Annotated in this window: 16 protein-coding genes; 11 read left to right on the forward strand and 5 right to left on the reverse strand. The window is 61.3% G+C overall.

Translation table 11 applies throughout. From position 1 onward, the window contains the following. Positions 1-63 precede the first annotated feature (63 nt). Together BM344_RS08330 and BM344_RS08335 are read left to right on the forward strand one after the other, a co-directional pair. The gene (locus BM344_RS08330) at positions 64-1,377 is read left to right on the forward strand and encodes an SAM-dependent methyltransferase (protein WP_091988179.1); all 1,314 of its coding nucleotides are present in this window, start codon (positions 64-66) and stop codon (positions 1,375-1,377) included. Next, complete coding sequence (locus BM344_RS08335; protein ID WP_091988182.1) at positions 1,377-2,501, forward strand: NAD(P)/FAD-dependent oxidoreductase; 1,125 nt, start codon at positions 1,377-1,379, stop codon at positions 2,499-2,501. The genes BM344_RS08330 and BM344_RS08335 overlap by 1 nt, the downstream gene beginning before the upstream one ends. Before the next feature lie 67 nt (positions 2,502-2,568). On the opposite strand, the gene BM344_RS08340 is transcribed toward BM344_RS08335, so the two are convergent. After that, a complete protein-coding gene (locus tag BM344_RS08340) occupies positions 2,569-4,236 on the reverse strand; it encodes a choice-of-anchor I family protein (RefSeq protein WP_091988185.1) in 1,668 nt (555 codons plus the stop codon). Positions 4,237-4,475: 239 nt separating this feature from the next. On the opposite strand from BM344_RS08340, the gene BM344_RS08345 reads away from it, so the two are divergent. Beyond that, positions 4,476-4,745, forward strand: coding sequence for a DUF2061 domain-containing protein (locus BM344_RS08345; RefSeq protein WP_208603387.1), 270 nt, complete (start codon positions 4,476-4,478; stop codon positions 4,743-4,745). Here BM344_RS08345 and BM344_RS08350 read toward each other — a convergent pair whose 3' ends face one another. Next, complete coding sequence (locus BM344_RS08350) at positions 4,746-6,188, reverse strand: dihydrolipoyl dehydrogenase (protein WP_091988188.1); 1,443 nt, start codon at positions 6,186-6,188, stop codon at positions 4,746-4,748. Positions 6,189-6,374: 186 nt separating this feature from the next. On the opposite strand from BM344_RS08350, the gene BM344_RS08355 reads away from it, so the two are divergent. After that, positions 6,375-7,046, forward strand: a complete 672-nt coding sequence (locus BM344_RS08355; protein ID WP_091988191.1) for a LysE family translocator — start codon at positions 6,375-6,377, stop codon at positions 7,044-7,046. Here the strand turns inward: BM344_RS08355 and BM344_RS08360 are convergent. After that, positions 6,991-8,043 (reverse strand): 3-deoxy-7-phosphoheptulonate synthase, encoded by a 1,053-nt coding sequence (locus BM344_RS08360; RefSeq protein ID WP_091988194.1) that lies wholly within the window; start codon positions 8,041-8,043, stop codon positions 6,991-6,993. The genes BM344_RS08355 and BM344_RS08360 overlap by 56 nt on opposite strands. Positions 8,044-8,403: 360 nt before the next feature. On the opposite strand from BM344_RS08360, the gene BM344_RS08365 reads away from it, so the two are divergent. Continuing rightward, the gene (locus tag BM344_RS08365; protein ID WP_091988197.1) at positions 8,404-9,189 is read left to right on the forward strand and encodes a secretin N-terminal domain-containing protein; all 786 of its coding nucleotides are present in this window, start codon (positions 8,404-8,406) and stop codon (positions 9,187-9,189) included. Between the two features lie 2 nt (positions 9,190-9,191). Here the strand turns inward: BM344_RS08365 and BM344_RS08370 are convergent, their stop codons facing one another. Beyond that, a complete protein-coding gene (locus tag BM344_RS08370) occupies positions 9,192-9,704 on the reverse strand; it encodes a DnaJ domain-containing protein (RefSeq protein WP_091988201.1) in 513 nt (170 codons plus the stop codon). Positions 9,705-10,036: 332 nt separating this feature from the next. Between BM344_RS08370 and BM344_RS08375 the strand changes: the two genes are divergently transcribed. From BM344_RS08375 to BM344_RS08400, 6 genes are all read left to right on the forward strand, one after another. Further along, complete coding sequence (locus tag BM344_RS08375) at positions 10,037-11,149, forward strand: efflux RND transporter periplasmic adaptor subunit (RefSeq protein WP_091988204.1); 1,113 nt, start codon at positions 10,037-10,039, stop codon at positions 11,147-11,149. Continuing rightward, positions 11,149-14,238, forward strand: a complete 3,090-nt coding sequence (locus BM344_RS08380) for an efflux RND transporter permease subunit (protein WP_091988208.1) — start codon at positions 11,149-11,151, stop codon at positions 14,236-14,238. The genes BM344_RS08375 and BM344_RS08380 overlap by 1 nt, the downstream gene beginning before the upstream one ends. 77 nt (positions 14,239-14,315) lie before the next feature. Then, positions 14,316-14,630: a DUF3301 domain-containing protein gene (locus BM344_RS08385; RefSeq protein ID WP_091988210.1), complete on the forward strand. Its 315-nt coding sequence runs from the start codon at positions 14,316-14,318 to the stop codon at positions 14,628-14,630. Positions 14,631-14,759: 129 nt separating this feature from the next. Next, the gene (locus BM344_RS08390) at positions 14,760-15,686 is read left to right on the forward strand and encodes an esterase/lipase family protein (RefSeq protein ID WP_091988213.1); all 927 of its coding nucleotides are present in this window, start codon (positions 14,760-14,762) and stop codon (positions 15,684-15,686) included. 7 nt (positions 15,687-15,693) lie between these two features. Then, the gene (locus tag BM344_RS08395) at positions 15,694-16,800 is read left to right on the forward strand and encodes a lipase secretion chaperone (RefSeq protein WP_091988215.1); all 1,107 of its coding nucleotides are present in this window, start codon (positions 15,694-15,696) and stop codon (positions 16,798-16,800) included. Positions 16,801-16,874: 74 nt separating this feature from the next. Next, positions 16,875-18,251: a sensor histidine kinase gene (locus BM344_RS08400; protein ID WP_091988217.1), complete on the forward strand. Its 1,377-nt coding sequence runs from the start codon at positions 16,875-16,877 to the stop codon at positions 18,249-18,251. Here BM344_RS08400 and BM344_RS08405 read toward each other — a convergent pair. After that, complete coding sequence (locus BM344_RS08405; protein ID WP_091988220.1) at positions 18,184-18,840, reverse strand: response regulator transcription factor; 657 nt, start codon at positions 18,838-18,840, stop codon at positions 18,184-18,186. The two genes, BM344_RS08400 and BM344_RS08405, sit on opposite strands and share 68 nt — an antisense overlap. Between the last annotated feature and the right edge of the window lie 214 nt (positions 18,841-19,054).

The raw sequence follows: 19,054 nt of genomic DNA on the forward strand, positions 1-19,054 counted from the left end.
ATCGTGCAACAACAGTGATGTTGACAAGCCTGCAAGCAAGGTTATCAAGGGAGAGCGGAGTCCATGAACCAGAGTACTGCCCAGAAACCCCGGGACGGCGAGCAGACGGGCAAGTCCCATGTGCTGACCCTGCCACTGGAAGACACCCACGTTGACCGGTCACCGCACACTTACGAACGCTGGCTGATCGCCAAACTGATGCGCATGGCCGGCTCGCCGCCCCTGCGGTTCCGGCTCTGGAACGGCGACGTGATCGAGCCGGAAGGACAGCAGTCGCAATTCACATTGAAGCTGACCGATCCCAAGGCCCTGTACGCGCTGGTGACCAACCCCAACCTGGCCTTCGGCGACCTTTACAGTGCCGGCCGCCTGGAGGTGGAAGGTGACCTGCCCGAGCTGATGGAATGTCTGTACCGGTCTGTGCATCAGGCCCGTCAGAAGTGGCCGAAGTGGCTGGAGGCGCTGTGGCGCAACCATAACCCGCGCTCAACCGGCATTTCGGAGGCCAAGGAAAACATTCACCACCATTACGACCTCGGCAACGAGTTCTATCGCCTCTGGCTCGACACGGCGGAAATGCAATACACATGCGCCTATTACGAATCCGCCGATCTGACCCTGGAACAGGCCCAGTTGGCGAAACTGGAGCACGTGTGTCGAAAGCTCCGGCTCAAGCCCGGTATGACCGTCGTGGAAGCCGGTTGTGGCTGGGGCGGACTGGCCCGCTACATGGCCCGCAACTACGGGGTGAAGGTGCACGCCTACAACATTTCCAGGGAACAGCTGGCCTACGCCCGGGAAGAAGCCCGGAAGCAGGAGCTGGACCATCTGGTGGAGTACGTTGAGGACGACTACCGCAACATCAGCGGCCAGTACGATGCGTTCGTTTCCATCGGCATGCTGGAGCATGTGGGCAAGGAAAACTACCCGGCCCTCTCCGAGCTGATCAAGCGCAGCCTGAAACCGGACGGCATAGCTCTGCTGCACAGCATTGGCCGCAACCGACCGATGCTGATGAACGCCTGGATCGAGAAGCGGATTTTCCCGGGCGCCTACCCTCCGAGCATTGGCGAGTTCATGGAAATCTGCGAGCACAGCGACTTCTCGGTGCTCGATGTGGAGAACCTGCGCCTGCACTACGCCCAGACCCTGAGCGATTGGATGGAGCGGTTCACGGCACGCGAGGACGAGGTCAGCGCCATGTACGACGAGCACTTTACCCGTGCCTGGCGCATGTATCTCGCCGGCTCCATCGCCGCCTTCCGGGCCGGCTCGCTACAGCTCTTCCAGGTGGTATTTACCCACGGCGACAACAACCGGTTGCCCCAAAGCCGCCAGGATATCTATGCCTTTCCAGCCGCACCCGAGGAGGCGTGATGGATTATTACGACCTGATCATCGTTGGCGCTGGCCCCGCCGGTTCCACCCTGGCCAGAGCCCTGGAAGACACGGGAAAGAAAGTACTGATCATCGACAAACAGGACTTTCCCCGGGACAAGACCTGTGCGGGATGGGTGACGCCCGCGGTTATGGAAACGCTCGGCATTGATCAGAAAGACTACGGAACCGGACGGACGCTTCAGCCGATTCGCCGATTCCGAATCGGCATGATGGGGCAGTCCGCCGTGGAAAATGATCATGGCGAGGTGGTGAGTTACGGCATTCGTCGCTGCGAGTTCGACGACTACCTGCTGGCGCAGGTCGCGGGCCCGAAACAGCTGGCCACCCCCGTCAAGTCCATCGTCCGCAAGGGCGGTAACTGGGTGATCAACGACACCTGGGAAGCGCCACTGGTGGTCGGAGCGGGCGGCCACTTCTGCCCGGTTGCCCGTTTGCTGGGAGATGGCCCCGGCGGCCATGAAACCGTGGTGGCCGCCAAAGAAGTTGAGTTTGAAATGACCCCGGATCAGGCAGCGAGCTGCCAGGCCCGGGGCGACACCCCGGAGCTCTGGTTCTGTCGAGACCTGAAGGGCTACGCCTGGGTGTTCCGCAAGGGCAACTATTTGAACATCGGTCTGGGCCGGGAGGACAATCACAAACTCACCGACCACCTGGAGGCGTTTGTCGAGGAAATGAAATCGGCGGGGCGCATTCCCGCAGACCTGCCCGGGCGATTCAAGGGCCACGCGTACCTGCTCTACGCCCATGCCGAGAGGCCCCTGGTTGACGACGGCGTGATCTTGATCGGTGACGCAGCTGGCCTGGCCTATACCCAGAGCGGCGAGGGCATCCGGCCCGCCATAGAGTCCGCCCTGATGGCGGCGGACGTGATCCGTGAGGCCACCGACTACTCGGCATCCAGCTTACAAACCTACGGCGACGCCATCGCCCAGCGTTTCGGTACCCGTGCCGCAGATTCGGACCAGGGCTGGCAGGTGCCGGACTGGGTCAAGATGCCCCTGGCCAGCACCCTCATGCGGTCACACTGGTTCACCCGCAAGGTGGTCACCGAAAAATGGTTCCTGCACCGGGAGGTGCCGCCCCTCGAAACGGCGGTTTAACAGCCCTCAACAAAGGCTGGGGCGCAGCGGCGGCCCCGCCCGCTCCCAGCCTAACTACTCACGTCCGTCAGTCGGCGGCCAGTTCAATCACATCAATTTCATAAAGGGTCGTAGTGCCGCTGATTTCATTGCCCACCGCCAGCATCGGCCGGCCATTGGGACTGTCTTCCGCAGCGATAAATGCAATGCCCTCGGGCCCGAGATCGCCCGCCAGACCCGCCTGGAGATCCGCCTCAGAAACCGAGAAGTCGCGGTTGTTCAGGTACTGAACAAATTGCGGATTTTGGGGATTGGTCACGTCGTAGACCATGATACCGCCAATCCGCTCCAGCCCGATAAAGGCAAAGGTCTGGCGGTTGATTGTGCCAACGGTCACTGCCTCGGGCTCTGGCCCCTTGTCATCGGAACGATTATCGAAGTTATTCTCATCGTTCGTGGCGTTGAAGTTCTCGGGAAGCAGTCGGGCGGTGATTCGCTCAAATTCGCTGCCACTGTCGAATACCTGCTTGCCATCCGCGGCCCAGATAGAGAAGGAGCGGGCCCCGTAGACGTAGACCTCATTGTATTCGCAATCGGTTACGGGATTGGTGGCAGGGTCGCTCGGATCACAACCGTTGCTCACACCCAGGGTTGAAGTCACGTTGATCCGACCCAGGTTCTCATCCTGTTGCAGCTCGGCGGCGTCCGGGAAAGCGGTGGTATCCAGCGTCAGATCCGCTAGTCGGTATTCCTCGGAAAAGCCGCCGTAATCCCGGGAATCACCTTCGTTGGCGGTAATGTAATAAGTGTTGCCGTTATACCCAAAGCTGGCGATGGCATCGGGCATGTACATGCCTTTCACTGGCCAACTGCGGATATTGATGCCGCTGTCCCGGTTGCTGGCATCCAGCTCATTGCCTATAAGACTGTGGTTCTTGAAGCCTAGTGGCAGAATCGCGGTGATGACGCCTGCCTCAATATCCAGCTCGGCAACGGCATTGGCCTCTTGCAGGGCCACCCAGGCGGTTTTGTTGTCCAGGGAAACCGCAATGTATTCCGGCTCCAGATCCTGGGCTACCGTGGCGCCCGGACCGAATATCCGGACACCACTGGCCCTCAGGTCCGCCTCCTGCCCGTTGAATGTCTCGAACCCGGCGGTCGATACGGTGGCCCCGGCAACGCCCGCTGCAAGGTCAATGATACTGACGGATCCCACCGGGTCGTTGGTGTAATCGTCGCTTGGCTCGCCCTCGTTGGCCACAAGCACCTTCATACCATCCCGGGTAAAGGTAACCATGTCCGGGAGAGCGCCGACCTGCACGTCACCCACTTTTCCCAGATCGGTACTGTTATAGAAGACCACCTTGCCGTTGTCCTGCTTGAGGTCGGCTTCAATAGCCACTGCAACCAGGTCACCGTATACAGCAACGCTGTTGGCCGAGGCCCCCTCTGCCGTCGCATCAATAGTCCGCAACAGAGTCGGGCGGGTGGGGTCCTGAATGTCCAGAACATCTACGGTGGATGCGCCCGCATTCACCACGAACAGGCGCTGATTGACTGGATCATGGGCAACAATTTCCGCGGCACCGACATCGAATACGTCGCCCGGAGCCTGGTAAGTACCCACTGCAGATAGTTCTATGAGTGTTTTGCTGGTTCCGTCTGTGCCCGCGGCACCGTCGTCGCCCTCGCAGCCCGCCAGCCCCAGAGCAGATACCAGAAAGACCGTACCAAAGAGAGATTTGCGCAGTTCCATTGTTGCCTCGATTGTTCACAGTGTGTCGGTTTGCGACACACGTTATCGGGGCAAGATGACAGCCATGCGTCAATACAAAGACATTCGAAGCGGTATCAAAGAGAGCTGAATCGGGCTTCTGGCTGGTGTCCACAAGCAGGCATAGATCGGAACTATCAAAAACGTCAATTCAATTCATTTAACAGCGATTATCAGCCGGTGTTGAATGGAGAAGTCGCGTTTCCATACCGGAGCAGGTCATGAGTGCACTGAAGCTATTTATTCACAACCACGGCACGCAAGGGGATCAGTCGCTGACAAAAACAGTGACCTTTGCCCTGACCCACTTCACGGTGGCGTTCACAGTGGCGTATCTGCTCACCGGAGATATCCTCATTGGCAGCCTGATCGCCATGGTGGAGCCCGCCATCAACACGGTGGCTTACTTCTTCCATGAAAAACTCTGGGCCCGGCGCCTGAAGAATGCCGGCAACTCGGGTAGCAGCGAGGCCCAGGCAAGGGCCTGTTGATCAGACCCCTGGACCGCAGTCGGTACAGCCCTCTTCCGGGGCCGGGCCAATGCTGAGATTGCGGTTCAGGTCCTTGAGGGCAGAGCGCAGCCCCTCCTCGATGACCGGATGGTAGAACGGCATCTCCAGCATCTCGCTCACTGTCAGCCGGCGCTGCGCCGACCAGGCCAGCAGGTGGCCAATGTGCTCGGCCGCCGGCCCGAACATTTCAGCGCCCATGAACAGGCCGCTGCCGTGCTCTCCGTAAACCCTCAGCAAGCCCCGGTTCTTGCCGATTACCCGGCTTCGCCCCTGGTCTTCAAAAGACACCTCACCGACCGCAAAGCAGCCCTGGCAGCGTTCGTTCACCTGATGGATAGTTAGCCCCACCGTCGCGATCTGCGGGTCGGTAAAGACAACCGCCAGGGGCGTCCGGCGCAGCCCTGCGCGCACCTCCGGATAGGCGGCGGCGTTGTCGCCGGCAATTCGTCCCTCGTCGGCGGCCTCGTGCAACAGTGGCAAGCGGTTATTGGCGTCACCGGCGATGAAGACCGCGCTCTGACCACAGCGCAGGGTGTGGGGATCGTAGACCGGCGTGCCGCGGTCATCCAGCTCGAGTTCGGCGTTCTGGATATCCAGGCCGTCGACATTGGGCCGCCGCCCGGTGGCCGCCAGCACATAGTCGAACACCTCCCGGGTCTCGCCTGCGTCTTTGTCGATAAACGTGACGGCGACGCCGCCTTCTACCCGCTCGACCGACCGGACGTCGGCATCCGGGTCCAGGGGGAATTCTTCATTGAACGTATTGAGCGCGTATTCCCGGAGGCTGTCGTCCTGAATCGGGCCGACACTTCCGCCAACGCCAAACATGCGCACGCGCACACCCAGCCGACTGAGGGCCTGACCGAGCTCAAGGCCAATAACGCCAGGGCCGAACACCGCCACCGAGCCGGGAAGATCCTGCCATTCGAAAATATCATCATTCACCACCAGTCGATCCTTGGCCTCTTTCAGGAAGCCGGGAACATTGGGACGGGAGCCGGTGGCAATGATGATCCTGTCGGCCTGCACCTGGGTGTCTTCTCCCACTTTCAGCAGGTCAGGACCGACAAACCGGGCATGCCCCATCAGACGGTGCTGCCGGGGAAATTTCTCAACCGACCGGATGACGCCGTCGACGAAACGGTCGCGCTCGGAACGAACCCGCTCCATCACCCGCTTGCCATCAATGGCAACCTCCCGGGCAAACACGCCAAACAACTCGCCCATCCGGGCCTGGTGGGCATTCTCCGCCGCCGCGATCAGCAACTTGCTGGGCATGCAGCCGACGCGGGCACAGGTGGTGCCGTACTGGTCCGATTCGATCAGGACTACCTTGTCGGTGACTTTCCGGACCCTCTGGTAAGCCACCATGCCGGCGGTGCCGGCGCCAATGATGGCAACATCAACCTGTCGTTTATCCATGGACTGCCTCCTGCCAGACGCTCCCGACAGCCGGGAACGGGGGAAAGGTTTGATCGGATGTGTCCTCAGTATAGAAGCACTGGCAAGGAACAGGCGTCGCGTGAAAAACTCGCGGCTTCACACTATGCTGTCAGGCTTCGATCATTGGTACCCAGTCAGATACGCGCGGGAGGGCAGACACAGACCATGCAGACTTACTGGCCGGAATTTCTGACGGTTGCCCTGGTGCACCTGCTGGCAGTGGCAAGCCCCGGGCCGGATTTTGCGGTTATGCTGCGCCAGGCCCTGTTCCAGAGCCGTCGAAATGCCCTGCTCTGTGCCGTGGGTATCGGCGCCGGTATTCTGGTGCACGTAACCTACTCGCTGCTGGGCATTGGTCTGCTGATCCAGCAGTCGATCCTGTTGTTCAGTATTCTGAAAGTGCTGGGCGCCCTGTACCTGGCCTGGATAGCGGTCCAGTGCCTGAGAGCCCGGGCCGGGGGCATCCACGTTGGCCAGCACTCGGGTACCCGGCAATCCGGCGCAGCGGCGCTGCGCCTGGGGTTTCTGACCAACACTCTGAACCCCAAGGCGACCCTGTTCTTCGTGTCGCTGTTCTCGGTGGTCATCAGCCCGGGCACGCCGGTTGCGCTGCAGGCGGGCTATGGCCTGTACATGGCGCTGGCGACCGGACTGTGGTTTGCCATGGTGGCAGTATTCTTCACACTGCCGCAGGTCCGACGGGGCTTTAACCGGTTCGGCCACTGGCTCGACCGATTGATGGGCGGCGTGCTGTTGTTGCTTGCCGGCCAGCTCCTGTTTTCTACAGTGAGCGGATCAGAGCCTCCGTCTGGGCCCACCCCAGGCACGGGTCGGTGATCGAGCAGCCGTAACGCAGCTCTTCGCCGTCGTCCTGGCGCCCCGGCTCCAGGAAACTTTCGAGCATCAGCCCCCGGATGTGATGGTTGCCGGCAAGGCGCTGGGCCATCACGTCCCGGGCGATGTCGAGCTGCCGTTCCGCCTGCTTGCAGGCGTTGTCGTGGCTGCAATCCACCATCACTGCGGTAGACAGGCTGGCATTGCGAAGCGAAGCCACCGCCTGCTCAATGCTCCCGGCGTCGTAGTTGGTAATGCCACGCCCGCCCCTGAGCACCAGATGGGTGTCGGGGTTGCCGCGGGTGGTGATCATCACCGGTGCTCCGGTGGCTGAGACGCCCATATGGTGATGTGGATGCGCTGCCGACTTCATGGCGTTGGTGGCCACGGCAATGCCACCGTCGGTACCGTTCTTGAAGCCGGTCGGCATGGGCAGGCCGCTGACCATTTCCCGGTGCACCTGGGATTCGGTGGTCCTGGCGCCAATGGCGGTCCAGCTGATCAGATCACCGAGGTAATCCATGGCGAATGGACTGAGCGCCTCGGTGGCCAGTGGCAATCCCATGCCCGCGAGATTGAGCAGCAGGCGTCGTGACCGCAGAAGCCCCTCCCCCAGATTGCCCTCGCCGGAACGCTCCGGATCGTAAAGCAGACCTTTCCAACCCACGGTGGTGCGCGGCTTCTCCAGGTAGGCCCGCATGACAACCAGGAACCGGTCGCTCACCGTATCCGCCAGGACTTTGAGTTTCTCGGCGTATTCCAGCGCCGCCACTTCGTCGTGAATGGAGCAGGGGCCCATCACAATCAGGAGTCTCGGATCGTCCCCCCGCAGGATAGCCCGGATCGCCTGCCGGTGTTGGGCCACCTGGGCGGCCAGCGCATCGGTCGTCGGCATCTGCCGCCGGAGTTCGGCGGGAGTGGGCAGCCTGGTCTCAACCCGGTGGGCTGGCGTGCCTTGGCTGTCCTGCTGGGTCAGTTCGGTGTTCAACGGCATGTTCATGTCAGTGTTTCCGTTTCCTTGGGTCAGAATCAAAAAAGCCCCGGCTGGGCTACCAGTCGGGGCTTTCTGAGTCCGGTGGCAGCCTGGGTTTTCTGCCGGGCTGCCTTCCTCGTTGTTCGTTCGATGAAGATCCTATGGGCGGCCCTGGCTCTGGCTAAAATAAAAGCCATAACCAAACCACCAGAAAAACACAGCAGCGACCGCAGCCACCGGCTTGGCGCCGAAAGCTTGCGAAACATTCAATTGACAGGTCGCGTGTGTGGTCTTCATGCTTTTCAATATATACCCCCGGTTTTCCCCTTGGCAACCCGTGCGCCGGAGATTTTTAAACTCTTCCCTCGAGAACGGGAGCAGACACAGATGGTTTCACCGCAACGTTTTATCTCTCTGCTGGTTCTGGTTTGGGCGCTCGTCCTGGCCACCGGGCCGGCCATGGCCCAGGCGGAAACCCGAACCTACGAATTGAACAACCGGGCTGGCGAGGAGGTCGCCAGCCAGGTACAGGACCTCTACCAGGGATCGCCCGTCACCGTTATTGCCCGAGGTCAGCAGTTGATCGTGCGCGGTCAGCCGGACCTGCTCGACGAGATTGGCACTCTGGTGGAGACTCTGGACGTGGCGCCGGTGCAGCTGCGGATCACTGTTCGCTCCCGCACGGACAGCGGCGGCAAGCGCTCGGGCGCGGGCGTATCAGTGACCAACGACCAGGTTGGCATAGGCGCTGAACGCCGGGTAACCACCACCGGACAGAGCCAGGAGCGGAGCCTGGTGATGCAGGACGGTCAGTCTGCCCACATCACCTCTGGCCAGATCCGCACCCTGCCGGTGGCCATTCAGGGCGGAAGAAACCCCGCAGCCATCCTGCAACAGGTTGAAACGCGCAGCGGCTTTCTGGTCAGCCCCCAGGTCATTTCCGACCAGGCGGTGGAACTGAGCATCGTGTCATTCGAAGAGGATCCAGCGTCAATCGAGGGCTATGAAACCGAGGCACTGGTGACGGTTCGCCGGGTGGAACCCGGCCAATGGGTCAGTCTCGGCAGCACCAGCACTCGAAAATCTCAGGAACGAAGCGGCATCACCTACCAGGTGAACAGTAGCCGCTCGGACAACCGCAGCTTTGAAGTAAGGGTGGAGCTCCTGCCCTGAGCTCAGGTTTCACGACGGGCCAACAGTACCTGCTTGGCCTCGTTGAGTTTGGCAGCCAGATAATCGTTGCCGCCGCGATCGGGGTGGAGTTTCTGCATTAACCGCCGGTGCGCCATGACAATATCCTGCTCCGGACAATCCTCGTCTACGCCCAGGATGTCGCAGGCCTCTCGCACCGACATACGGTCGGTCGCCGGAACCCCGGAGTCTTGCCTTCGGCCGAAGGGATTGTCTGCGCGGGCGCCCTCGCTGCCACCGGCGCCAAAAAGGCGGCTGATGGCAGGCGCGTACTTCAACAGAGCCGGCAACTTTCGCAACAGCGGAATGACCGCCGCCACGGCCGCTGTCAGCACGTGAACCCGCCCGGTGAGCACCATGAAGACCAGCAGTGCACCGCCCACCACCAGGACAATCTTCCAGATAGCCGCCTTCTTCTTTTCTGCCGTCAAGGCGCCCCACTGCTTAAGAATCACAAACACCGCCGCGGCCAATGCGATTCCCAGAATCCACTGCATGGTTGATCCCTACTCTGTATGCCGTCGTAATTCTGTCACCGACAACCGTTAGATTACCAGCACCCCGGTGGAAAAACGGTACTGGCCAAAGCCCCTTGCAATACGGCAAGATCGGAAGGCCAGACGGGACACTAGATAGAAATACCTACAACCCGGTGACAATAGCAATCGTATTTTTGTAGGATGCTATGTTTCGTCACACGTGAATGATTCCCGTATTCAATCAGTCTGTCGTGTAATGGATCGGCAAGGGAACGCAGATCACCCGCCTCCCCTGAATCCCGACACTGTTGCAGCGCCCAGACTGGACAGAGATTTTCAGGACCCGACCTATGCGTACTGCTTCCCGCTTTGTGATTGTCATTATCTTTCTTGGCGCGGTGCTTGGGGGCATCTTCGGCTACAAGTTCTACCAGTTCGGCCAGATGCAGGAACAGATGTCCCAGCCGCAGCCGCCCGCCCAGATCTCTGCCACCGAAGCTCGCACCGAGAGCTGGACACCTGCCATCAAGGCCGTGGGCAGTGTGGAAGCGATCAACGGCATCGAGGTGGCCAACGAAGTACCCGGCGTGATTGAAGCCATCAATTTCGAGTCCGGTGACGTGGTCAAGCAGGGTGACGTACTGATCCGGATCGATTCGGCCATCGACGAAGCCGCCCTGCGCACCCGGCGGGCCGAGGCGCAACTGGCAGAGCAAGAATTCAAGCGGGTCTCTGACCTGCTGCCCAAGCGCGCCGTGTCTCAGTCCCAGTACGATGAAGCCAAAGCCAACTTCGACGCTGCCCGCGCGCGGGTCAACGAGGCCGAAGCCCAGCTCAGCAAGAAGATCATCCGGGCGCCCTTCGACGGCACCCTCGGTATCCGAATGGTGGATCAGGGCGAATACATTGCCACCGGCACCCCCATTGTCGAGATCAACATGCTTGATCCGATCTACGTGGATTACACCCTGTCGGAAAAGAATCTGCCGGACATCGACACCGAGTATCCGGTGATCGCAACGGTCGCGGCCGTGCCTGAGCAGCAGTTCAAGGGCACCGTCAGCGCCATCAATACCTCGGTCAATCCGGAAACCCGTACCGTTCGCATCCGGGCAACCCTCAAGAACCCGGCCAATCTGCTGCGCCCGGGTATGTTTGCCACGGTGCTGACCCAGCAGCCGAAAGATAATGAGGTGGTGACCGTGCCGCGCACCGCCATCTCCTACAACACCTACGGCGATTTCGTGTTTGTGGTCGCGGAAAACGACAACGGCGAGCTGGTGGTTGAGCGGCGCACGGTTACTACCGGCGAGACCCGCAACACCCGCGTGGCCATCCTGTCCGGGCTGGAAGCCGGCGAAACCGTGGTTTCCAAGGGCCTCCTGCGTCTGCGGGCCGGCCAGAAGGTAACCATCCAGGAGAGCAGCGAGTCGCAGGACAGCAAGCAGGAGGCGTCTGAGTAATGCGCTTCACCGATATCTTCATCCACCGGCCGGTACTGGCCACGGTGGTCAGCCTGCTGATCCTGCTCCTTGGCGCCAGAGCCGCCATGGAAATGGAGATACGGCAGTACCCGGAGCTTGAAAGCACCACGGTGACGGTCACTACTGCCTACCCCGGTGCCAGCTCGGACCTGATCAAGGGGTTCATCACCACGCCGCTGCAACAGGCCATCGCCGAGGCCAGCGGCATTGATTACCTCACGTCCACCAGTTCCCAGGGCACTTCGACCATCGAAGCGAAGATGATCCTGAACTACGACGCCAATGCGGCGCTGGCAGAGATTCAGGCCAAGGTGGCCAGCCAGCGCAACGTGCTGCCGGCCGAGGCCCAGGATCCGGTCATCACCTCCACCACCGGTGACTCTACGGCGCTGATGTACATCGCGTTCTACAGTGAAGAGCTGGCCGTTCCCCAGATTACCGATTACCTGACCCGAGTGGTGCAGCCCCGTCTGCAGGCGCTGTCCGGCGTTGGCAAGGCGGAACTGCTGGGCCGGAAGTTTGCCCTTCGGGTATGGCTGGACCCGGAACGCCTCGCGGCGGTGGACATGACCCCGCAGGAAGTGGTGGCACGGCTTCGTGCCAACAACTATCAGGCGGCCGTGGGTAACACCAAAGGCACCTACACCGAAATCAGCATGACCAGCGACACCGACGTGGCCGACCCCGACGCGTTCCGGAACCTGGTGGTGAAACAGGCCAACGGTACCCAGATTCGCCTGCAGGACATTGCCCGCGTGGAGCTCGGCTCCGAAACCTACAACCAGTTGGCGCTATACAAGGGCCAGCCTGCCACCTACGTAGCCATCGAGCTTGCCCCGGGAGCCAACCCGCTGACCGTGGCTGGCCTCGTGAAGGAACAACTCCCCGATATTGAGAGCCAGCTGCCGGACGGCCTGAAAGTCCGCCTGGCCTACGATGCGTCCGACTTCATCGAGGACTCCATCAACGAGGTCATCAAGACCCTGCTTGAGGCCCTGGTGATCGTTCTGGTGGTGGTATTCCTGTGCCTCGGTTCCATCCGCGCCTCGGTGGTACCTTCTGTGGCGGTTCCGCTTTCACTGGTGGGCGGCGCCTTTATCATGCTGATGTTCGGGTTTTCCCTGAACCTGCTGACCCTGCTGTCCATGGTGCTTGCCATTGGCCTGGTGGTGGACGACGCCATCATCATGGTGGAAAACGTTCATCGCCACATCGAACAGGGCGAATCCCGCTTCGAGGCAGCCATTCACGGCGCCCGGGAAATGGCGGTGCCGATCATCGCCATGACCACTACCCTCGTGGCAGTTTACGCACCCATCGGTTTCATGGGTGGGCTGGTTGGCTCCCTGTTCACCGAATTTGCCTTCACCCTTGCTGGCACCGTGGTGATTTCCGGGATCGTGGCCCTGACCCTCTCACCGATGCTCTCGGGCAAGGTACTCAAGCCCCACGGCAACCCGGGGCGCTTCGAGAGCCTGGTGGAGAAAACCTTCAACGGCCTGGCAGCGAGTTACAAGCGGGCGCTCAGCTCACTGATGCAAACCAAGTCGGTGGTCATCTTCTTTGCCGTGGTGGTTCTGGGCTCCATCTACTTCATGGTGACCATGAGCCAGAACGAACTGGCGCCGACCGAAGACCAGGGCATCCTGTTCTATCAGGGCCTCGGTCCACAGACCTCTACGCTGGACTATCTGCTGGAGCACGGCAACGAGATCCAGGAACGCATGGAAACCGTCCCGGGCTACAACGAGGATTTCCAGATCATCGGCATTACCGGCCCCAATGCGGTGTTTGGCGGTTTCAAGATGGCGCCCTGGAGCCAGCGTGAGATCAGCCAGTTTGAGGCCCAGCCGCTGCTCGATGCAGAACTCAAGAAGGTGACCGGCCTGCAGACCGCCGTATTCCCCCGTCCGTCCCTGCCGGGCTCCGGCGGCGGCCTGCCGTTCCAGTTCGTGATCACCACGGGCAGCAGCTACGAGCAGCTGAACCAGGTGGCCGATGACATGCTCGGCAAGGCCATGGCCAGCGGTAACTTCATGTTCCTGCAGAAGTCTATCAACTTCGACCGGCCCATTACCCGCATCAATGTCGACCGGGACCGGGTCGCGGACCTGGGTCTTTCAATGCAGGACGTCGGCCAGAGTCTGTCGAGCATGCTCGGCGGCGGCTACATCAACCGCTTCAGCATGGAAGGCCGCTCGTACCAGGTGATTCCACAGGTGGACCAGCAGTTCCGGCTGGACGCGCAGGCGCTGAACGATTACTACATCCGGGCCGATAACGGCGAACTGGTGCCCCTGGGCAGCGTGGTCAGTTTCACCCGGGACGTGGAGCCATCGAACCGCACCCAGTTCAACCAGCAGAACTCGCTGACGCTCCAGGGCGTTGTCATGCCCGGGGTGGCGGCGGGGACCGCCATGGACTTCATGGAGCAGACCGCGGCCGACGTGTTGCCCCAGGGCTTCAGCTACGACTACACCGGCCAGACCCGGCAGCTGGCCACCCAGGGCAGCGCCCTGATGGTGACCTTCTTCCTGTCACTGCTGGTGATCTACCTGGTGCTGGCGGCGCAGTTCGAAAGCTGGCGTGATCCGTTCATCATCCTGGTGTCCGTCCCCATGTCGGTGGCCGGTGCCATGGCGTTCATTGTGCTCGGGTTCGCCTCCATGAACATCTACACCCAGGTGGGCCTTATTACCCTGATCGGGGTGGTGTCGAAGAACGGCATCCTGATCGTGGAATTCGCCAACCAGCTGCAGAAAGAGCGGGGGCTCAACAAGTTTGACGCGGTGGTGGAAGCGGCCGCCATCCGGCTGCGGCCCATCATCATGACCTCGCTGGCGCTTATCTTTGCGATGGTGCCGCTGCTGATTGCCATCGGCCCGGGCGCCGAGAGCCGTTTCGCCATCGGCCTGACCATCAGTGCCGGCCTGGGCATTGGCACGCTGTTCACCATCTTCGTGCTGCCAGCGTTCTACATTCTGCTCGGCCGTGATCATCACGGCACTGCCGCTGAAGAGTATGGCAACGGCGGAGAGAATCAGGACAAAGCTGCTCCGGCACACTAGACTGATGGCTCAGGGCCCGGCCACAACTCTGTGTGCCGGGCTTTTTGTACCCCGGCGGCAAAAGGCAAAACAACGCTGTGACTCTTGGAACCCTGTTCTGGCTGTTCGTGGCCGGATTTGCAGTCTGGTACTGGTGGCGAGCCAAAGCCATCAAGGATTTCGTGCTCCAGGCGGCACATCGATACTGCAAGAGCATGGATGTCATGCTGCTCGACGACGCCGTCTTTCTGCGCGGGCTCTGGTTCAAGCGCGATGAACAGGGTCGGTTGCGGGTATGGCGGCGGTTTCTGTTCGATTTCACCTCCACCGGTGAGGAACGCTACACCGGCCGCATCATCATGCTGGGCCAGCGCATCCAGCACATGGAACTGGAACCACATCGGTTTTCCTGACCGCCTCTGATATCCGACCTCCCCCATTTGGGCGATTTCTCAACACCGCAACTGCACGAATAATCGACAACGCATCGACGACCGTCGGCCACCTCACGTGGCCGTCAACAAAAACAACAGGAGTCAAACATGCGTTCCCGACTTACCGCAGCAATCATGCTGGGGCTGGCCTTGCTGTCAGTCTCATTTTTCAGTCACGCCAGCTACACCCAGACCCGACATCCGATCGTGCTGGTTCATGGCGTCACCGGGTTCAACACCATCGGTGGCCTGATCAACTATTTCCACACCATTCCCTGGAACCTCGAACGAAGCGGCGCGCGGGTGTATTCCGCCAGCGTTTCCTTCGTCAACAGCAGTGAACAGCGCGGCCAGCAACTGGCCAACTACATCAACACCCTGGGGCATTCCAAGGTGAACCTGATGGCCCACAGCCAGGGGGCACCTACCTCGCGGGTTGCCGCCGCCCTGATCCCACACCGGATCGCCTCGATTACGTCGATCGACGGCGTCAACAAGGGCTCGAAAGTAGCGGATGTTATCCGTGGCATCATTCCGCCGGGCAGTTACGTTGAAGGCGGGGCCGATGCCATTGCCAACGCCCTGGGTGAGCTGATCAACGCTCTGTCCGGCGCCAGCAACCCTCAGGATGGCCTGGCCGCTCTGGAAACGCTCACCACACCCGGCACCACCAGCCTGAACAATGCCCTGGGCTGGAAAGGCGTTAACCGCTACAACTGTGGCGGCACCAGTGAAGACGTGTGGATCAACGGTAACCGCGTCAAGTTCTTCTCGTGGACAGGCCGGGGCGTCTGGACCAACGTCTTCGACATCACCGATCCGTTCCTGGGCATCACTTCGCTGGCCTTCGGCAGCGAGCCCAACGATGGCCTGGTCGGCGTCTGCTCCACCATGATGGGCAATGTGATCGGCACCCACTACGACATGAATCACGTGGATGCCATCAATCACCTCCTGGGCGCCCGATCGCTCTGGACCAACCCCGTCACACTCTACCGCACCCAGGCTAACCGGCTGAAAAACCGAGGCTTGTGAGGTTCCGATGAAAGCAAGAACCATCGATTTCCCTCGATGGCTGATTGCCGGAGCACTGTCGACCGTACTGGTCGGCGGTGCCCTCTGGTATATGCAGCCGACCCTTCCCCCGGACAATCACCAGCCAACCACTGGCATTCAGGCATCGGATCAATCATCTGCCCCGGTGAATGCCAGTGCCGGCACCAACGACAAACTGCAGCCCGCGCCAGCCCCGGAACCCACACAGGAAGAGCAATACCAGACACCGCAGTCCCTCGGGCCCGAGCCTTTTGCTCCGTCCCTGGCGGGCACCCAGATCGACGGTGTGCTCAGGGCCGATGCCAACGGCCAACTGGTGATCGACCTCAGGGTTCGCGATTTCTTTGATTACTTTCTCAGCACGGTCGGGGAAGTGTCTCCGGAGACCGCTATTGGCCAGATTGAGTCAATGGCTCGCACCCATCTGCCTGAGGCCGCCGCCAGCCGGGCTCTGGAACTGCTCGACCAGTACCTGGCCTACAAGCAGTCAGCGCTCTCTGTGATGCAGACCGAACTGGATCCCGCCCTGCGGGGAGATCCGTCCTATCAGCTGCGGGCGCTGGGCGATGCGCTCGCCAGACTCAAGCAGCTACGACAAACCACCTTCGATGCCGAAGCCCATCAGGCCTTCTTTGGTCTGGAGGAAGCCTACAGTGAATACACCCTGGCCGGCCTGGCCATCCAGCAGCGGAACGACCTCAGCAGCCAGGGCAAACAGGCGCTGATCGAGTGGCATCGCAACCAGTTACCGGAACAAATCCGCAACACCGAACAGCGCCTGCATGCCAGCACCCGTCAGCAGCAGGCCCGGGTCGCGGCCATCGACGCCGCTGGCTCACCCTCCGATGCCGGCGAGCGCCTTGCCGAGCTGGGGCTGCCGGCCGAGGAAGTCACCAGCGTGGTGAACTATCTGGAGAACCGGGAACGCTTCGAAGGCCGGTTCGAGGACTTCCGGCAGGCCATGAACGAAGAAGACGCTTCCGGTCTCTCGGCGGCCGACCGTGATCGCTATCGGGAAAACCTTCTGGAGCAGTATTTTCCGGATGAACAGGACCGGACCTGGGCGCGTCTGAAGATGCTCGGCAACAGCTGAGGAATGTGCGGGGACTCCCGAAACTCTCCGGGCCGGCCGGATACAATCCCGGTAACGACGGCACGGAAATGGTCATGGATACCGAGCAGATCAGACAGCAGCAGGCGGCCGGGTTCGGCTACCTGCGTTTTGGGCCGGCACTCGAAGCCCCCTACCGGCTGGCCCGGGCCGCCCTGATTCGGCAGCGGGCCCGGCCGGTGTCCATCGCCGGATTTTTGCTGTTCCTGGTTTACGCCGGCATGGATCTGGTCACCCTGCCCCCGGACCTGGCCAGAGTAACCGTATCCATTCGCCTGGCCATTACCTGCCCTGTGATCGCAATAGTAGTGTGGCTGGCCTATCGACCCACGCCGTCCGACCGGGTGTTTGAGCAAATCTACCTGGCAGCCTATCTGGTCGGCGGGCTGTGTGTGGTTGCCATCATCGGCGTCGCCCGATCCATGGCTTTCCCGCTGCCGTACGAAGGCATGATCCTGATGCTGATGTTCGGGTATTTCGCCATGGGCCTGCCGTTTCTCAGCGGCTCCCTGGTGTCCTGGGTGCTGGTGGCCAGTTACCTGCTGGTGGAACTCTGGACCGCCGAGCCAGCCGGCGACCTGCTCATCAACCTGTTTTTCCTGGCGACTGCCAACGTGATCGGCATGATCGGGGCCTGGACCAGCGAGTACCGGCACCGGGCACACTTTCTGGATCGTCAGCTGCTCAAACACCTGCACCACGCGGCCCGCCAGGAAAGCCAGCGCAAGACCGAGCTGATCACCGCCGCCAGCCACGATCTCCGGCAACCTCTCAATGTCATTGATATCACACTGCAGACGCTGGCCCCGGGTCCGGACTCCGTTGCCGAACAGTTGCGGGACCGGGTCCGGCACCTCCGGCGACTGCTGGGCACCGTCTTCGACAGCGCCCGGCTGAACGAGGGCATGATCACGGCGGAACTGCAGCCGGTTCGCCTGGCGGGTCTCTACCAGGACCTGGAAGATCTGGTCGCCGACTCTCAGAGCCAAGAGGGCATGGTTCTGGAGGTCGACCATGAGTCAGGCCATCACCAGGTGGTGGCCGACCCCAGCCTGCTGTTCCGGGTGCTGCAGAATCTGGTCTTCAATGCGCTGGAGCACAGCGGCGGTCGCCGGGTCCGCCTGCACGCCACCATCGACGCCGGCCAGGTAACTGTGGAGGTTTCAGATGATGGCCGGGGGCTGCCGGCCGAACTCAAGGACAACCTGTTCCTGCCCTACGTGCGTGGGCACGGGTCCAGTGACTGTCCGGGACTGGGCCTTGGGCTGACCATTGTGCGGGAGTTTATCGCCCTGATGCACGGCAGTTGTGGCGCGAGGTCACGGCCGGAGGGTGGCGCCACCTTCTGGGTCCGTCTGCCCGCGGTTACAGCCAGCCCCGCTCCCGGGCCAGATTCACGCATTCCGTCCGGTTATGCACGCCCAGTTGGGTGAAGATCGCTTTCAGATGGGTTTTCACGGTGTGCTCGGTGAGGTTCAGGCTCTGGCAGATGCGTTTGTTGGGAAAGCCCTGAGCCAGTAGCAAAAGCACGTCGAGCTGTCGGGGCGTGAGCGGCATATCCGACCCTAGCGGGGCAACGCCCCCGGGGAAATAGCCGTCGCCCCGTATAACGGCCCGTACCATGCGCACCAGCGCTGCGCGACCGGCGGATTTGGCCAGAAAGCCATGGGCACCGGCTGCCCGGGCAGCCTGAACCGCGCCGGCGTCGTCACTGCTTGAAATGACGACCACCGGAGGCGCCTGGGGGCTGGCCGCCAGTCTGGGCAACAACGCCAATCCCGTTTCCCCTTCCAGGGCAACATCCAGGAGGATCAACTGAAAGTCCGGATGGCGCGCCAACAGCAGGGTGGCCGCCTCAACGGTGGGCGCGGTGAAAATTTCCGCAGCCAGACTCTCCTGCTTCAGTAGCCCGGCCAGTCCCTGGGCAAACAGGGCGTGGTCATCAACCAGCAGCACCTTGCCCAGCGGCAACGGCGGCTCCGGGCGCGCGGATGGCATTGGCCGTGATGGTGTGGCTTGCATACTCTGCCTCTTCCCGCTGTGTTTGTTTTTGTTACCGCGGAGCCTCCACTATAAGGCAGCCCGCCGGCCCGCGCCGCGGCCTGCTTAACAGTTTTTTACACAAAGCTGTCTCCTCTGGCGCGCTTACCCGGACTCCTGAAACATGCCTGTCATATAACTGCAGCATTCTTGTCAGCCAGCAAGCTCTTCCCTAACCAACTGTCCTGCATAAGGT

Source organism: Marinobacter gudaonensis, from assembly GCF_900115175.1.
GTDB lineage: Bacteria > Pseudomonadota > Gammaproteobacteria > Pseudomonadales > Oleiphilaceae > Marinobacter > Marinobacter gudaonensis.

Coding starts and splice junctions, on each gene's coding strand:
- BM344_RS08360 (WP_091988194.1), bottom strand. CDS start 8,043: ATGAACATGCCGTTGAACACCGAACTGACCCAGCAGGACAGCCAAGGC.
- BM344_RS08390 (WP_091988213.1), top strand. CDS start 14,760: ATGCGTTCCCGACTTACCGCAGCAATCATGCTGGGGCTGGCCTTGCTG.
- BM344_RS08355 (WP_091988191.1), top strand. CDS start 6,375: ATGCAGACTTACTGGCCGGAATTTCTGACGGTTGCCCTGGTGCACCTG.
- BM344_RS08335 (WP_091988182.1), top strand. CDS start 1,377: ATGGATTATTACGACCTGATCATCGTTGGCGCTGGCCCCGCCGGTTCC.
- BM344_RS08345 (WP_208603387.1), top strand. CDS start 4,476: ATGAGTGCACTGAAGCTATTTATTCACAACCACGGCACGCAAGGGGAT.
- BM344_RS08330 (WP_091988179.1), top strand. CDS start 64: ATGAACCAGAGTACTGCCCAGAAACCCCGGGACGGCGAGCAGACGGGC.
- BM344_RS08370 (WP_091988201.1), bottom strand. CDS start 9,704: ATGCAGTGGATTCTGGGAATCGCATTGGCCGCGGCGGTGTTTGTGATT.
- BM344_RS08375 (WP_091988204.1), top strand. CDS start 10,037: ATGCGTACTGCTTCCCGCTTTGTGATTGTCATTATCTTTCTTGGCGCG.
- BM344_RS08380 (WP_091988208.1), top strand. CDS start 11,149: ATGCGCTTCACCGATATCTTCATCCACCGGCCGGTACTGGCCACGGTG.
- BM344_RS08365 (WP_091988197.1), top strand. CDS start 8,404: ATGGTTTCACCGCAACGTTTTATCTCTCTGCTGGTTCTGGTTTGGGCG.
- BM344_RS08350 (WP_091988188.1), bottom strand. CDS start 6,188: ATGGATAAACGACAGGTTGATGTTGCCATCATTGGCGCCGGCACCGCC.
- BM344_RS08405 (WP_091988220.1), bottom strand. CDS start 18,840: ATGCAAGCCACACCATCACGGCCAATGCCATCCGCGCGCCCGGAGCCG.
- BM344_RS08340 (WP_091988185.1), bottom strand. CDS start 4,236: ATGGAACTGCGCAAATCTCTCTTTGGTACGGTCTTTCTGGTATCTGCT.
- BM344_RS08395 (WP_091988215.1), top strand. CDS start 15,694: ATGAAAGCAAGAACCATCGATTTCCCTCGATGGCTGATTGCCGGAGCA.
- BM344_RS08400 (WP_091988217.1), top strand. CDS start 16,875: ATGGATACCGAGCAGATCAGACAGCAGCAGGCGGCCGGGTTCGGCTAC.